Genomic DNA, 16,027 nt, shown 5'->3' on the forward strand with positions numbered 1-16,027 from the left:
GCGTTGCCTGCGGCCGGGCTATCCGCTCATACGCCTGCAGGCATTACACGCAGGCCGGTATCCACTTCTATCCCTAACGCATTGTCTGAACTCGAATTTATTGAATTAAGGAATTATCAGAATGCAAAGCAAATTCAATAAATTCTAATAATTAGTTTAATTCGGGTTCAGACAAAGAGACCCGTTTAATCCAAACTAAGAAATAATCCGAAATCGAAAATCCGAATTCCGAAATCAAAAGCCTTACTTAACCGCTATAACCGAGATCTCTACATTTACCCCTTTAGGTAAAGCAGATACCTGGATAGTTTCGCGGGCAGGGAAATCGGCGGTGAAATAAGTTCCGTAAACTTCATTAACCTGTACAAAGTTTTGCAGGTCGGTTAAAAAGATACTGGTTTTTACAATGTTATCAAAACCCAAACCGGCTTCAGTTAAAATTGCTTTAATGTTTTCCATTACCTGTGTAGCCTCGGCTTTAATATCGCTGCTGATAAGCTCGCCACTTAGCGGATCGATAGGGATCTGGCCTGATACAAATAAAAAACCGCCAGCCAAAGTAGCCTGGCTATATGGCCCAATAGGGGCAGGTGCATTGTTAGTATTGATGATTGTTTTCATTTTTTTAGTATAAACACTTGTACCAGTTTCCAGATGATCCCGGCCAAAAACATGATAATAGCCAATGCATTTATAAAATGCATTACCCGCAAATTAAAATTATCGGGCCTGTTTGGGTCTTTTTTTCTGAAGAAATACATCACACAAACTTACATAAAATTTTGCCTCCGTAAACCCATACTTATACATAAGGCATGGCTCTTAAACGCAAAATTTATAAAACAAAGAAGGCTCCGGGTTATCCGGAGCCTTCGCAAATAATATTTTAATCAGATATTATTTCTTTTTGAATTGAACACGACGGTTAAGTACGCGGCCTTCTTCAGTTGAGTTGTCAGCAATTGGGTTAGTTTCACCGTAACCTTTTACTTTCACTTTTTTAGCATCAACACCAGAGTTAACCAAGTAAGTTTTTACTGAGTTAGCACGGTCTTTAGATAATGATAAGTTGTGAGCAGCAGTACCTTCAGATGAAGCGTAACCATCAATTTCAACAGCAGCACCAGATGAACGTAAGTCAGCTGAAGTAGCATCTAACACTGGGTAAGATGAAGTACGTAATACTGAGCTGTCAAATTCAAACTGGATGTTTGAGTAAGCAGTAGCAACCGGAGCAACAGTTGTATCAGGTTTAGGGAATACGATAACGCAACCAGAACCATCAACTACGCTACCTGCAGCAGTACCTGGGCATTTGTCGAACTGATCAGCAACACCGTCACCATCAGAATCTTTTTTCAGGTCATTAACAGCAGTTTCAACGTTAGCAACACGGCCTTTTAAAGCTTCAACTTCCTGACGTAAAGCTGCATCATACAGTTCGTCATACATCATAGCTACCGGGTTAACCCACTCTAATACTGGTTTCGATTTTGAACCTAAAGTGAATTCTAAACCAGCGTAACCGTATGAGTAGTGGTCTTTAGTAGGATATTTCCTGTTGAAACCATCAAGGTTGTCACCGTCAACATAGTTTTGAGTATAACCCAAATCTAAAGCAACTGCATCGCTCAACCTGAATTTAACACCTGCACCTACAGGGATAACCAGTTCTTTTACGTAGTGACTACCATCAGAACCGTTGTTTTTAAAGTGACCGGTAAAAGTAGTAGTACCGTCGTTACGGGTAATTGTTGGGTCATAGATAGCTAAACCACCACCTGCTTTGAAGTAGAAGTTAACAGCGTTTTTACGACGGATGAAATCGATAGTAGCAACGTTAACAACCGCGCTTAAGCTTGCTTGCCAAAATTTGGTGTCGTAGCTAACATAAGTATCACGGTAAGTACCAGCAGCCGAAACCGGGTTTTCACCTTTAATTTTACCACCGTTCAGGTCTAATTGTAAAGCAAATGAGTGTGCTAATTGCTCTTTCAATGAAATACCGTAACCAAGGCTGATTTTTTTGTTTTGGAAATCGGTTGAACCACCGGTTGCCAGCGACTGTGAAGTAGCGCCACCGTTGATACCGATGCTAAATTTCCTGTACTGGCCTAAACCGCCAAATACCTTAGCAGTTGAGGTTTCAGATGACGTTGTAGTTGCCGTTGTTTTGGTTGAATCGGTCTGCGCTTGAGACAAACCGGCAACCATCAAAGAAGCAAATGACAATGCGACTGTTTTCTTTAATGTAGAATAATTCATAGTTTTTAAGATTAAACGATTTTAATTGTGATTTTTTTCAAATTTAGTAATTATGTTTGAATCCATGACCAAACATTGTTCCAAAAATTGTAATAGTTACACAAATAACTAAAAAAAAATGATTTAATAAAATAATCAACCGATAAATATGAAATATCTGCCGATAAAAAATAGCTTATTTACAAATAATAGAAAAAATTTCGTTTCAAGAACAAAACCCAACTCAATCGCTATTTTTCACTCAAATGATGAGTTCCCACGCAGTGGTGATCAGGCATTTACGTTTAAACAAAACCCCGATTTTTTTTACTTAACAGGCATTGATCAGGAGCAGAGTATCCTGGTTTTATACCCTGATTGTCCTAATAAAGCATACAGGGAAGTACTTTTTTTAAGACAAACCAACGAACATATCGCCATTTGGGAAGGCCACAAATACACCAAAGACGAAGCGCGTGAAGCATCAGGTATTGAGAGCGTTTTTTGGCTGAGCGAATATGACACAATATTGCATGGTATTATTAACTATGCCGAAAACATCTACATTAATACGAATGAAAATGACCGGTATGCGCACACTGTGCCTTATCGTGATTACCGGATGTATGAAGCCCTTAAATTAAAGTATCCGCTTCATAATTACACCCGTTCGGCACCCATTTTACGTGACCTGCGGGTGGTGAAATCCGACATTGAAGTTGAGCTTACTCAAAAGGCCTGCGATATTACGCGGGATGCCTTTGTACGTGTTTTAAAATACACTAAGCCTGGTGTAACCGAGTACGAAATTGAAGCCGAGATCATCCACGAATTTATCCGGCAACGCGGTACAGGCCATGCTTATAACCCTATTATTGCTTCAGGTGCCAATGCTATTGTGCTGCACTATAATGATAACAACCAGGTATGCAATGACGGTGATGTGATGCTGCTTGACTTTGGCGCCGAATATGGTAATTACAATGCCGATATGACCCGTTCAATACCTGTTAACGGGCGTTTTACAACACGGCAGCGCCAGGTTTATAATGCAGTTTTAAATGTAATGCGCGAAGCTACAAAACTCATTGTAGCCGGTACCGTCTGGAACGAATACCAGGACGAAGTTGGTAAGATCATGACAAGTGAGCTTATAGGGCTTGGCTTGCTCGACAAACATGATGTTGAAAAACAGGACAAAAACTCCCCCTTGTATAAAAAGTACTTTATGCATGGCACATCACACCACCTTGGGCTTGATGTGCATGACTATGCAAGCAGGTATAAACCCTTTGAAACTGGAAACATATTAACCTGCGAGCCGGGGATTTACATTGCAGAAGAGGGATTAGGGATCCGCCTCGAAAACAATATCCTCATTACCGGCAATGGCAATATCGACTTAATGGGCAGCATCCCCGTTGAGGCTGATCATATTGAAGAGATCATGAATTTTAGCAATTAGCATTAAAAAAATATAAACAAATCAGTAAAAGACCACCCTTTGTTTACATTAAGCTAAACAAATACTATACAATAAGTATCCACAAAACTATACAGATTAAAATTCCCGTTATTCAAAGCTTCAGCCATATCAAGCTGAGGCTTTTTTTATTTATTCAGCCATCATTTTCGCTGAATAAATTTGTATATTTTTTCGGTCAGCAGTAATTTCCGCCGGTTGCTTTCTTTTAAAATTGAGTTGCTATGTAAAAGGCGGGAATATTGTCAATAACCAGATTTTGGGATGCTCTGGTTTTAATAGGTTGTCTATTAAAAAAGAGCCTGCCGTTCAAAAACAAAGTCTTTATATAAAATATATGTTTCTTTGTTAAATTTCAGATGAATTTATCTTTTTAATACATCACAATACGTAATTAATATTAAAACAAAATATCAAATAATCAAAAAGCATAAATTACAGATTATTTAATAAGTTATTTCAATAAAATATGTATAATAAAATACAAAAATGATATAAAATTACATTAGTCTTTGTTAAACATATTAATCTTATCATTGCAAATTAATGTGTAGCATTTTATTAATGTACCCCGTAACTCATTAAAACAATGCCCGATTTCTATCAGACAAAAACACCTCACATATTAATAAGCAGAGTTGATGCTATTGGCGATGTTGTACTTACATTGCCTGTAGCAGCCTACATTAAAAAATTGTTTCCCGGCGCCAAGGTTTCATTTTTAGGCCGGACCTATACACAGCCCGTAATTAATACCATAACTTCGATAGATGCATTTCTTAATTACGATGAGTTAAAAAAGCTACCGGATAATGAGCAGGCCGAATATCTTCAAAAGCAAAACATTGATGCCGTTATACATGTGCTACCTAATAAGCACATCGCCAAAATAACCAGGCAGGCAGGCATTAAGCTCCGTATAGGGACAACCAACCGGGTATTTCACTGGTATACCTGTAATAAGCTGGTAAAATTAAGCCGCAAAAAGTCCAATCTGCATGAGGCTCAACTCAATCTGATTTTGTTAAACCCCCTGGGGCTTAAACATGTGCCCTCTTTACAGGATATTGTAGCACATAATAATTTTCATAATAAAGCTGAGCTTACACCGGCTTTGGCCGCTGTGCTTGTAAATGATAGGTTTAACCTGATTATTCATCCAAAATCGCACGGCAGCGGTATGGAATGGGGGCTGGATAATTTTGCCAAGCTTATACGTATCCTGCCGGCCGATCAGTTCAACATCATCATAACCGGATCTGAAAAAGAGAAGGCATTGCTTACAAGCTGGATCGAAACACTCCCGGCAACGGTACAGGATATGACCGGGCAAATGTCGCTTGAGCAATTGATAACTTTTATAAGTAAAGCCGACGGCCTTATTGCTTCAGGTACCGGCCCGCTGCACCTGGCTGCTATGACCGGGATCAATACCCTTGGATTATTTCCCTCGTTAAGACCAATACACCCTGGCAGATGGGCACCCATTGGCAAAAAAGCAGGTTACATAGAAAGCGGCACAAACAATTTAGAAACCATTACGCCGTTTAAGGTGGCAGAAAAAGTTAAAACATGGATATAAAAAAACCTCGTGTACTGGTAACGTTTGATTCGATGAGGTATCCAAACACGGGCTTATTTTATTTTGGAAGAAGCCTGGGAAAAGCACTGATAAAAGAAAATGAAGATTTTGAACTGAGTTATTTTTTATACGACATTACAACTGATTTTGATAACGACGAAGTGACGCGGTATTATCGTCAAAAGTATCATAAGTTTTTTTTCATAAACAAAGACAACATTAAACTCTTCCATTTTACTGATCAATTTTCAAGATTGAAACCCAAGAAGGTACACAGCAAATACAAAAAAATCATAACCATACATGATATTAACCAGGTACATGAAAATATCGGTGAAAAAAAACTAAAGCACTACCTGAAAAAACTGGGCGAACGCATTAACAAATGCCATCGTATAGTAACCATCTCAAAATTTGCTGCTGAGGATGTTGCAACCTATTTCCCTCATGTTATTGATAAATTAACCGTAATTTACAATGGTGCCGATAAGCTTGAATTACCTGATGGCCACTTACCGGCATATCAACCTCAAGGTACCTTCCTGTTCACTATAGGTATAGTTTCTGCAAAAAAGAATTTTCACGTTTTACCGGCCTTACTGGCCGATAACGATTTGGAGCTTATTATAGCCGGGATAAAAACCCCGTATGAAAATGAGGTTATGGCAGAAGCAAAAAAATACGGCGTTGAAAGCAGGGTAAAAATAATCGGAACAATATCAGATAACGATAAAACATGGTATTATAAAAATTGCGATGCCTTTGTTTTCCCCTCAATAGCCGAAGGATTTGGATTACCGGTAATAGAGGCTATGCACCATGGCAAGCCTGTTTTTGTTTCAACACATACTTCCTTACCAGAAATTGCCGGTGATTGTGCTTATTATTTTTCAAGTTTTGATGGTAAAGAGATGCAGAAAGTATTTAATGAAGGCATGCAACATTTCGGCCATCATAACCCATCTGAAAAAATAATGGCCCATGCACAAAAATTTAACTGGGATGATACAGCAAAACAATACTTACAGCTTTACCGCGAAGTGCTTGATGAAAAATGATCAGCCACATAATTAATAGCTGTATCATATTTATCTAATACTTTTTCCCAGGTGTAATTTTCAGCTACATATGTTTTTGCTTTGGCACTTAAAACCTCAACATTTGTACTACTGCTAAAAGCCGTTTGGATGGCCGTCGCAAATGTTTCCTGGTTGGCATAAAGAAAGCCTGCCCCGCTTTTATGAATGTGATCTTTGATAACCTCACATTTTTCATTGGCTATAACGGGGATGCCATAAACCATGCTTTCGAGGGTTACTAATGAAAGGCTTTCAAATATAGAAGGGATTACCAGCGCGCGGGCATTTTTAAGCAAGTTAAATTTAATGTCTTCATCAACAAAGCCAGTGTAAATTATGGAGGGATGTTCTGTAAGGGGCATAAATGCCTGGCCTACAAACACAAGTTTAATAGTATTGTGCGTATCAGCTTTAAACTTTATAAAATTGCTGATAAGTTCATCACAAGCTTTAGCAACTTCTATCCTCCCGATATAAATAATATAATCGCCTGCCTGTTTTATCAGGTCTTCGGCAGCGGGGTTAGGCCTTAATGCCGGGACTTCAATTCCCACGCCAACCACATCCGAATAAATACCTTTATTATTGAAAAGCGTATTGACAAAATGCTTTTCGCTTTCAGTATTATAAAGAATAGCTTTCGGCCGCTTGAAAAAATCTTTAAAAAATTCAAGATATATCGGAGGCTCATCATGAGCTGTAGGGATCAGTATCGATTTATGGGGCACAACTGATATACCGATAGCGGTAGGATAATATAGATAAGTAAAAAAGATAAAAGCATCGTAATTATCCTGATTAGCCTCCAAAAACGAGATAAGCTGCGGCACATAGGGCCCCTGTTCTGTTATCCATGCCATTTCGTTTTCGGCCCGGGACTTTGCTTTGGTCAATTTCTTAAAATTCTCCAATTGTCCAAAATAACTAAGCAGCTTTTGGTACCATTTCTGCTTTTTCCTCAACTTGCGGCCGGCAAGCTTAAATCTTTTTAAATCTCGCGGGTGCTCTACCTCAAAGCGCGTTACTTTAACGCCATTTATCAATTCAGTCCCGGGAGAATACTCATTTGCCCATGACATGTAATCTTTAGCACAAGTGGTAAGCACCTCAACATTAAACAGGGCGTTAAGTTTTTCGGCAACCATACGGCAATGGTATTCGGCGCCGCCGTTTACCTCAATACCATATCGCTGAACAATAAAAGCTATTCGTTTCACTAAAATAATTGTGTTAGGTCAGGATTGTAATGTATCATAAAAGTTATTCTGTGCTTCCTGCCGTTCAAGATTTTTGATATGCATCAGGCAATATTTTTCATTTTTGCGGGGCAGATAACAGCTTTTTTCAAAACCATAAAGCTCTTCATGTACTTTATACTGCCACTTAATACGCCCGTTCAATTTAAGGATCCTGAACTGGTAATCCGGAAAATTCACACGATTAAACTTATCAACCTTCCAATTCCATTTTTGTATATGGGCCTCAGTAAGCCCATTAACAATATTAACCCTTGGCACCAGGAAACAATCACAGTCCCGCTTTTGATATAAACGCTTTTTTATGCGTTTAATAAGCGTTTTTTTAGGCATTTCATCCGCATCTATCTGAAACAGATAATCGCAGGATGCATTTTGTATCAGATTATTTTTAAACGATGCAAAATCACCATTAAGTTTTTCCTTTAGGTGCAGTACACGTTGCTTATATTTTTCAATTACCGCAGTAGTTTTTTCATCTTCCTGTGTAATATCCTGTAGTATTATTACCTCATCATTTTTATCGATGCTTGCAAGTAACTGAACCAGCAACTCGTTTAATTGCTCATATTCGTTACAAACCGTTATACCATACGATATGCTTATTTTATTTCTATAAAGGCTAAAAAACATTACTTTCTTTTAATGAGCAGATGTTCATAAGTTGTAAATTTAGAAATCCGTACCCGGAAAATATTTTTTCTGAACCCGGTACCGTTTAATCCCAATAGCTTATAAATTATGCCTGCGCCCTTTTGCTTTTTATGGGAAATTATACTACTAAGGTTTTCCAGAATATTCATTGAGCGTGCGCCAAACTTTTTTCCATCAAAAAAAAGTAAAATATCATTCTCCTTTTTGTGATCATAAGATTTAATCCTGTCACTTAATTTAAATAAAGTATTTGGCTGCTCCCGGTTAATATATTCCTTAAAATCACCGTCGATATAAACAGTTGCGCAAAGCGGCTCTACTTTTTCAAGTAGTTCAGTGTTACCATTTTTAATTACGAAGCCGATATCATATTTTATCTTTTCCGCAGATGAATTCGGAAAGCCCCACTTTCTAAAAAAATTGCGGTTAGAGTTTTTCTCGATTTGCCGGGTACGATCCTGGTACTCTGCCGAAAACCGGGATGTTTTACTTACAAAATGGTAGCATAGGGCATTAACTGTTACATAACCTTTAAGGCCCAATAATCCCAATCTCATGATCATATCATCATCTTCACAAAACATGGGATTATACAGCGGATCAAACCCTCCTATATCCAAAAGCGTTTTTCTCAGCATACAGAAAAAAAAGGTTGTAGCATCGTTTTTGATATCGGACTGTTTTTTACTTTGGATATCGGCAGCGAGTTTATAAAATCCAGCTATATCAAATGTGCTAATATCTGGCCCAAAATCTTTTACTATTTTCCCAGGCCTCTCATCGTCGGCAAAAACCGGCGGTTCAATGGTGGTAAATTTGGTTATGTTTTGCTCTGATACACTTTGCTCCAGGTACTCGATGAAACCAGGGGCAATTACAACGTCATTATGCAGTAATGCAACATATTTTTTTGTAGCTATCTCAATACATTTATTATAAGTATCAGAAAATGTTTTCTGCTCTGCCGAATAATAATATTTAACGTTTTTATCATTCAAACCATCCAGCCACAAATGAGTATCATCTGTGCTATTATAACTTGTAAAAACAATTTCAACATCAGGGTAAAGCGCGCGGGTAGTAGTATAAAAATGTTTACTGTAGTCTAAATTATTCTTAAGTCCTACCAGTAATGCTATATCATTATTCATTCTTTTTACGTTGACATACCTTGAAGCCAGGCATAATCTTTTATAAAGGTATAACAAAATCGGGGAGTTTTTAAAACCACCCTTGTCCGTTACGTTGCAAACCCTGCTAAAACATCCTGAGTGCTTCTAAATTTTTGATCGTTTTAATTACTTAATTACTATTAGCTTTGCACTTTTAAAATTATTTAATGAAGATTTATTTCAGGCTTCTGTCATTTGCCCGTCCTATAGGTAAATTCGCGTTCCCTTACTTTATATGTACTTTATTTTCAGTAATATTTAATACCCTTAACCTTGCCTTGCTGGCGCCATTGTTAAAAACAATTTTTGATCCCAAAACCGCCGAAGTAATAACAAAACCGGCAAACTGGTGGAACCCCTTAAAAGATTTCGACTATTTCGCACATGAGGCTAATTTAATTTATGGTCCGTTGGGTGCTTTAAAATTTGTTTGTGTTGCCATAATTGTTTCAGTACTATTAAGTAACCTGTTCCGTTATTTTTCGCAGCGTATTATGGAAAACCTGCGTATATACACGCTGCTCAACCTGCGTCGCACAGTTTTCAATAATGTGATGAACCTGCATTTAGGCTATTTTAGTAATGAACGCAAGGGCGATATCCTTTCAAAAATTTCGGCTGATGTACAGGTTGTTCAGTTTTCTGTAACAGGCACGCTGCAGGTAGCGTTCAAGGAACCTTTCCAGCTTATAACTTACCTTATATTTTTATTTGTAATATCGGTTAAGCTAACGTTATTTTCTATGCTGATAATTCCTGTTTCGGCATTTATCATATCAAGGATAGTTAAACGCCTTAAAGAGCAGGCTGCCGAATCACAACAAACCTACAGTAACATGATCAGCAACCTTGATGAAGCCTTATCCGGCATCAAGATCATCAAAGCATTTAATGCCGTTCCGTTTATAAAAAAACGTTTTGATCACGAAAACAAGGAGTATTCAAGAATTACACGCTCCATGGCAAAAAGGCAGCAACTGGCCTCACCTGTATCTGAATTTTTGGGTGTGTTAATGGTTGCGGGTATTGTATTATACGGAGGATCATTAATTATCAATCATCAGGGTACGTTATCAGCCGATAATTTCATTGTTTACATCGCTATGTTTTCGCAGGTTATGCGCCCTGCTAAAGCTATATCAGATTCATTTAGCAATATCCATTCGGGTATTGCAGCAGGAGAGCGTGTACTGGCACTGATTGATGAAAAGCCGTTAATTGTTAATGCTCCCAATGCCACAGAACTTACCGGCTTTGAGGATAAGGTTAAATTTGAAAACGTATCATTTGCCTATACAGTTAAACCTGATGCTGCCAGGATTGCCGGCTCCGATAAACAATTGCCTGAAACCGAAAAATATGTACTTAAAAATCTCGATCTTGAAATCCCGAAAGGAAAAACAGTAGCCTTAGTTGGACCATCGGGTGGTGGGAAATCAACTTTAATGGATCTGTTGCCCCGGTTTAGTGAGCCACAGTCGGGTACTATTTCCATCGATGGTAAAAATATACAAACAGTTACCATGGAATCATTAAGGGCATTAATGGGCATAGTTAATCAGGAGTCTATTTTATTTAACGATACCATTTTCAACAACATCGCCTTTGGCAAACCAAATGTAACCATGGAAGAGGTGGAAGCTGCAGCCCGCATTGCCAACGCCCATAACTTTATTATGGAAACGCCAAACGGCTACCAAACCAACACGGGTGACCGCGGCACAAAACTATCCGGCGGCCAGCGCCAGCGGATCTGCATTGCCCGTGCAGTGCTGAACAATCCGCCCATTATGTTATTGGATGAAGCAACATCCGCACTGGATACCGAATCAGAAAAACTGGTTCAGGAAGCTTTAAATAACCTGATGAAAAACCGTACCTCGCTTATTATCGCCCACCGCTTAAGCACCATTCAAAATGCGGATATTATTATTGTACTTGAAAATGGCTGCATTGTTGAGCGCGGTTCGCATATTGAGTTATTGCAGAACAACGGCTTGTACAGAAAGCTGATAGATATGCAGGCTTTTAATGCGCAACTATAATACAGCCGTTTCTAACAGTAGCGCTTTTGAATCAATCTGAAGCATGCTTACCTATACAACCTTATTTTAAAGTCAAGCAAGGTTTTGTCATTAATTAAATTTGTTCAATTTCTGCAATCCCTTTAATCAGGAAATATTTGATCACCAAATCCACCGAGATCAAACACTAAGGCAGAAGAATAGGCACCTCAAGTGTCAAAAGTATTAAGATGCAAATTGGGAACATATTTATGCTAAAGCCTAAATTACTTTGATTTCCCTAAACCGCACATTGCATGATGCTTGTTCAGCATAACTAATTTTGGGCATTTATTAATATATAAAATAACATGTTATTTTATATATTTTTTTAGGATTTATCCCTATACTTGCCAAAATAACATTTATGAAACCCAAAACCAGTCACATTAAAGCGAAAATTAGCTTATTTCTTATTACTTCTTTTTTTTTAATTTCATCCTGTCGGACCAGCGAAACTGTTTTTCCCTCATCAAAACCTCAAGCTGAGGCATTTACTAAATTTCTCTCAATATCATTCCGTATTGATAAAGATCGCATCAAGTATGATGTGAAATCCAACAGCTTTTTACTGCCTAATTCGGTTAATTATAGCTGGGCAGAGGTTGAACAACTATACAATAAATCAAATGAATACAAATTGATTTATGAATCTAATAAATAGTTATTATTCCCATTAATCGCTATTTAAATATCTAATCGATAAACAATTAAACACTTCAGATGAAAAAAAAATTATTAATAGTTATAATTCTATTATTTGCTAAGAACATTAATAAAGCTACAGCGAGTGCGTTATCGCAATTTGCCATTCAATCGAGTTATTTAACAAGTGGAAATCTTACCATACCAAATAGTACATTGCCAACCACATTTCAGGCTGACTTTACCATTTCAAGGGCGTTAAATGCTTCTGGTTTTGAAGATGTAGACTGGACAGTAACAGTTGTATGGAATTCCACCTCCAGTATAGGGACATCTAATGAATTAGCAATCTCAACTCCTTTACAAATACATGGAAGCGATTTTACCCAAGGCTTTTATTCTAAAACCATAACAGCAAGCTTACCAGCAGGGAAGACATCAGGCTATATTTTTTTTAAATATGTAAGCTACGCATTTGATCAGCAAGGGAATAAAAGTAGTCTTCCAATAACTCAATACGCAACAACAATTTATAACGTTGGAACTCCATCCTCTCCTCCAGTCACAACACCGGTATATAACGGTCCATTTGTGTTTACCGGAAGAGCTTGTGTTTTTCCTTTTCAGTACTACTACACAACTTTTGAATTTACAACAAAACCGATCATAAACGGCACGAAAATACCAATGAGTGATAATCCAGTATTGACAACCGGTCAGGTTATATATTCACCTAATGGAAAAGTGAAACTTATTTTGCAAACAGATGGCAATTTAGTGGTTTATTCAAAAAATGCAGATGGAACAGAAAAGCCTCTTTGGTCGACTGAGACGCAAGGAAAAGCGGCAGGGGCTTTATATTTTCAAAAAGATGCAAATCTTGTTCTTTATAACAAAGTCAAGACTCAAGGTGCTTTTACAAGCGCGTGGTCTTCAAATCGCTATGATAATAATGGAGACGTTAACACAACAAATGTTCCAAATACTCCATTTTACTATTTACAAGACGATGGCAATTTGGTATTATACTGGCCTTCGTACTATTATGACTATTTTTATAAGAGATGGTTACCTTGTCACACTATCTTAGCCGCTGCAGATGTTGGTGGTTTTATAAGAGGTACACATCAAGGGAATTTATATCACCCTGTACCTGCTACCCCTCCAAGCGGAAATGGTACAGCCGAAGGTAATCTTATTGGCTTCACCAACTAAAAACGTCCCATTCGGCAATGAACTCTATCTATATATTGAATGATAATATATAGATAGAGTTCATTGCCGATATTATTGCTGAATTATCCCCCTCAAAATCAAGGTTTCCCCCCTATCTCAATACTCCCCTACCGACAGCATCACCAATGTACAGGCGTACTCCGTTTCGATACCTTTTTCATTGGCTTTACGCCTTAACTCAGTATTCTCGGTTCCGGGGTTAAATATGATCCGTTTAGGATTAGTGTTCAATATATAATCGTACAGCGGCGGTTGGTTTTGCGGACCAACGTATAGTGTAATAGTATCGATATCATGGTGTATGGTTTCGGGCTTTTCGATAGGAACACCGGCAACTTCGCCAGTCTTTATACCAACGTTAACAATGGTATGCCCACGTTCAACCAAACGGGTGGCCGCAAAGTTGGCATATCTGCTGGTATCGGGTGTTGCCCCTAATATTAATGTTTTCTTATCAGCCATTGATCATCCTGTTTAGTAAAGCAATTTGAGCCGAATGATAAATATGATGCTGGATCAAACCGCTCGCCTGGTGTTCATAAGTTTCGCCTGTTCCCAATTCCCGGTCAAGCTTACCGGTAACAGGCTCAATCCATTTTTCCTCGGGGAAGTTTTGGATAAAGCCTGCCAGGTTTACGTTCACCAGCTTTAAATCTTCAACAATCCATTTCCACTTTTGTTCATCGGGCTGGCCTGGTTCGGGCCAGTCGCCCCTTACAGGCAGTTGGGCTTCCATACCGTTCATACGGTCCATTACCTCTTCAGTCCAGCCTACCATGTGCAGAATGATACCGGCAATGTTATGGATTGATCCGGCAGGTTTTTCATAGGCTGCTTCAAAGCTGATACCGTCGACAATAGAATAAACCGAGGGGCCATACCATGGTTCGCCGGATAAAACGCTTTCAAGCTCGTTAAATAATTTTTGAGATGTGGTCATGATAATATTTTTAAAGCAGCACTTGCACAGTTAATGCCATCAATAGCAGCAGAAATTATACCACCTGCATAACCTGCGCCCTCTCCGCACGGAAATAAACCGGTAACCTGCGGATGCTGCAGCGTTTCCTTATCGCGCGGAATTTTGACCGGTGATGATGTACGCGATTCAACACCTACCAAAATAGCTTCGTTGGTATAATAACCTTTCATTTTTTTGCCGAACACGGGTAAGGCCTTACGTAAACGCTCATTGATCCAATTAGGCAATACCTCTTTCAATTCAACACTTTTGGTACCTGGCAGATACGAGTTAACCGGCAAATCGGTTGATAAACGGTTTTGAACAAAATCAACCATGCGCTGGCCGGGTGCTACCAGGTTACCGCCTCCTGCCGCGAAGGCAGCCTGCTCCACCTGTTTTTGAAAGTTCAGCATTTTAAAAGGATCATTATCATCGCCGGCAACATCCTCTAAATTGATCTGTACTACTGTGCCTGAATTGGCAAAAGGATTGTTTCGTTTTGAGGGGCTCCAGCCGTTCACCACTATTTCGCCTGCTTCGGTTGAGCATGGGGCAATGATACCGCCGGGGCACATACAGAAAGAAAACACACCGCGGTCGTCAACCTGTTCAACAAGACTGTAGTACGATGGAGGCAGATCGGGCCCGCGGTATTCGCAATGGTATTGTGCACGGTCAATTATTTCCTGCGGATGCTCTATCCGCACACCCAAAGCAAAAGGCTTGGCCTCAATCAAAATATTTTGACTGTGCAGCATTTCAAACACATCCCTTGCCGAGTGCCCGGTAGCCAGGATCACAGCATCAGCCATCATTTTTTCGCCCGATGAGATTTTTACACCTTTGATCTTTCCAAAATCAACCAGCAACTGGGTTACTTTGGTATCAAACAGGATTTCGCCGCCCGCGTTCAGCACGGTTTCGCGCATTGCAGTGATGATCTGCGGTAGTTTATTGGTGCCGATGTGCGGGCGGGCATCAATCAGTATATCTTCGGCAGCGCCATGGGCTACAAACATTTTTAGTACCTGATTCACGTCGCCCCGCTTGGTTGAGCGGGTATACAGCTTACCGTCCGAGTAGGTCCCAGCCCCGCCTTCGCCAAAACAATAATTTGATTCGGGATTAACGAGGCCCTGTTTGTTGATATTGGCCAAATCCCGGCGGCGTTGTTTAACGTCTTTTCCGCGCTCAATAACAACCGGCTTTAAGCCAAGTTCGATACATTGCAGGGCGGCAAACAGCCCGGCGGGGCCTGCACCAACAATAATTACCGGTCGGCCAAATTGCACATTTGGGTAATTAACAGTAAAAACTTCGGGCTGATAAGCTTCCTGCATAAAAACCCGTACCTGCATGCGGTAAACCACACGGCGGCCGCGCGCATCAATAGAGCGCTTTAAAATTTTTAATGCCGTAATGTTTTTCAGGGGAATATTAAGTGCCGACGCGGCCAGTTGCTTTAAAACCGCCTCGTCTTCATGCTGTCCGGGAGGACAAACTATCTCTGTTTCTTTTGTCATACCTGATGCCGGGTTTTTATCCCGGATGGTGCAAAGTTAAGAAAAAACCGCAGCCCCCCAGCCCTCCAAAGGGGGTGCTTTTGATTTGCATTAATCTTGCGCTCGTTTTTAACGAGTGCTTAATAT

15 protein-coding genes are annotated in these 16,027 nt (G+C 39.3%); 6 read left to right on the forward strand and 9 right to left on the reverse strand.

What is annotated here, in order from left to right; genetic code table 11:
- Nucleotides 1-243 precede the first annotated feature (243 nt).
- The 3 genes from ACFFGT_RS14355 to ACFFGT_RS14365 form a co-directional block, all read right to left on the reverse strand.
- Nucleotides 244-621: a RidA family protein gene (locus ACFFGT_RS14355; protein ID WP_091217590.1), complete on the reverse strand. Its 378-nt coding sequence runs from the start codon at nucleotides 619-621 to the stop codon at nucleotides 244-246.
- Nucleotides 618-761 (reverse strand): DUF6728 family protein, encoded by a 144-nt coding sequence (locus tag ACFFGT_RS14360; protein WP_162997005.1) that lies wholly within the window; start codon nucleotides 759-761, stop codon nucleotides 618-620. The genes ACFFGT_RS14355 and ACFFGT_RS14360 overlap by 4 nt, the downstream gene beginning before the upstream one ends.
- Nucleotides 762-897: 136 nt before the next feature.
- Complete coding sequence (locus ACFFGT_RS14365) at nucleotides 898-2,265, reverse strand: OmpA family protein (protein WP_377023232.1); 1,368 nt, start codon at nucleotides 2,263-2,265, stop codon at nucleotides 898-900.
- 148 nt (nucleotides 2,266-2,413) lie between these two features.
- On the opposite strand from ACFFGT_RS14365, the gene ACFFGT_RS14370 reads away from it, so the two are divergent.
- The 3 genes from ACFFGT_RS14370 to ACFFGT_RS14380 all read left to right on the forward strand — a co-directional run bounded on the left by ACFFGT_RS14370 (nucleotide 2,414) and on the right by ACFFGT_RS14380 (nucleotide 6,367).
- Entirely contained in the window at nucleotides 2,414-3,709 is a 1,296-nt protein-coding gene (locus tag ACFFGT_RS14370) for an aminopeptidase P N-terminal domain-containing protein (RefSeq protein WP_377023233.1), read from the forward strand.
- 607 nt (nucleotides 3,710-4,316) lie between these two features.
- On the forward strand, nucleotides 4,317-5,309 hold the full coding sequence (locus ACFFGT_RS14375) for a glycosyltransferase family 9 protein (RefSeq protein WP_377023234.1): 993 nt from the start codon (nucleotides 4,317-4,319) through the stop codon (nucleotides 5,307-5,309).
- A complete protein-coding gene (locus ACFFGT_RS14380; RefSeq protein WP_377023235.1) occupies nucleotides 5,300-6,367 on the forward strand; it encodes a glycosyltransferase family 4 protein in 1,068 nt (355 codons plus the stop codon). Before ACFFGT_RS14375 ends, ACFFGT_RS14380 begins: the two co-directional genes overlap by 10 nt.
- On the opposite strand, the gene ACFFGT_RS14385 is transcribed toward ACFFGT_RS14380, so the two are convergent.
- The 3 genes from ACFFGT_RS14385 to ACFFGT_RS14395 are packed head-to-tail and all read right to left on the reverse strand — an operon-like array spanning nucleotide 6,340 to nucleotide 9,449.
- Nucleotides 6,340-7,605 carry a glycosyltransferase family 4 protein gene (locus tag ACFFGT_RS14385; protein ID WP_377023236.1) on the reverse strand — a complete coding sequence of 422 codons (1,266 nt, stop codon included), beginning with the start codon at nucleotides 7,603-7,605 and terminating at the stop codon, nucleotides 6,340-6,342. The two genes, ACFFGT_RS14380 and ACFFGT_RS14385, sit on opposite strands and share 28 nt — an antisense overlap.
- Before the next feature lie 18 nt (nucleotides 7,606-7,623).
- On the reverse strand, nucleotides 7,624-8,277 hold the full coding sequence (locus tag ACFFGT_RS14390; RefSeq protein ID WP_377023237.1) for a glycosyltransferase: 654 nt from the start codon (nucleotides 8,275-8,277) through the stop codon (nucleotides 7,624-7,626).
- The gene (locus ACFFGT_RS14395) at nucleotides 8,277-9,449 is read right to left on the reverse strand and encodes a glycosyltransferase family 2 protein (protein WP_377023238.1); all 1,173 of its coding nucleotides are present in this window, start codon (nucleotides 9,447-9,449) and stop codon (nucleotides 8,277-8,279) included. Before ACFFGT_RS14395 ends, ACFFGT_RS14390 begins: the two co-directional genes overlap by 1 nt.
- A gap of 188 nt (nucleotides 9,450-9,637) precedes the next feature.
- On the opposite strand from ACFFGT_RS14395, the gene ACFFGT_RS14400 reads away from it, so the two are divergent.
- The 3 genes from ACFFGT_RS14400 to ACFFGT_RS14410 all read left to right on the forward strand — a co-directional run bounded on the left by ACFFGT_RS14400 (nucleotide 9,638) and on the right by ACFFGT_RS14410 (nucleotide 13,393).
- Nucleotides 9,638-11,515, forward strand: coding sequence for an ABC transporter ATP-binding protein (locus ACFFGT_RS14400; protein WP_377023239.1), 1,878 nt, complete (start codon nucleotides 9,638-9,640; stop codon nucleotides 11,513-11,515).
- 385 nt (nucleotides 11,516-11,900) lie between these two features.
- A complete protein-coding gene (locus ACFFGT_RS14405) occupies nucleotides 11,901-12,197 on the forward strand; it encodes a hypothetical protein (RefSeq protein ID WP_377023240.1) in 297 nt (98 codons plus the stop codon).
- A 59-nt stretch (nucleotides 12,198-12,256) separates the two neighbouring features.
- Entirely contained in the window at nucleotides 12,257-13,393 is a 1,137-nt protein-coding gene (locus tag ACFFGT_RS14410; protein WP_377023241.1) for a hypothetical protein, read from the forward strand.
- Nucleotides 13,394-13,510: 117 nt separating this feature from the next.
- Here the strand turns inward: ACFFGT_RS14410 and ACFFGT_RS14415 are convergent, their stop codons facing one another.
- The 3 genes from ACFFGT_RS14415 to ACFFGT_RS14425 are packed head-to-tail and all read right to left on the reverse strand — an operon-like array spanning nucleotide 13,511 to nucleotide 15,901.
- A complete protein-coding gene (locus tag ACFFGT_RS14415) occupies nucleotides 13,511-13,876 on the reverse strand; it encodes a CoA-binding protein (RefSeq protein ID WP_243485644.1) in 366 nt (121 codons plus the stop codon).
- Nucleotides 13,869-14,354: a DinB family protein gene (locus ACFFGT_RS14420; RefSeq protein WP_377023242.1), complete on the reverse strand. Its 486-nt coding sequence runs from the start codon at nucleotides 14,352-14,354 to the stop codon at nucleotides 13,869-13,871. The genes ACFFGT_RS14415 and ACFFGT_RS14420 overlap by 8 nt, the downstream gene beginning before the upstream one ends.
- Nucleotides 14,351-15,901, reverse strand: coding sequence for an NAD(P)/FAD-dependent oxidoreductase (locus ACFFGT_RS14425; protein WP_377023243.1), 1,551 nt, complete (start codon nucleotides 15,899-15,901; stop codon nucleotides 14,351-14,353). Before ACFFGT_RS14425 ends, ACFFGT_RS14420 begins: the two co-directional genes overlap by 4 nt.
- Between the last annotated feature and the right edge of the window lie 126 nt (nucleotides 15,902-16,027).

Origin of the sequence: Mucilaginibacter angelicae (genome assembly GCF_042434235.1) — a bacterium.
Lineage (GTDB): Bacteria > Bacteroidota > Bacteroidia > Sphingobacteriales > Sphingobacteriaceae > Mucilaginibacter > Mucilaginibacter angelicae.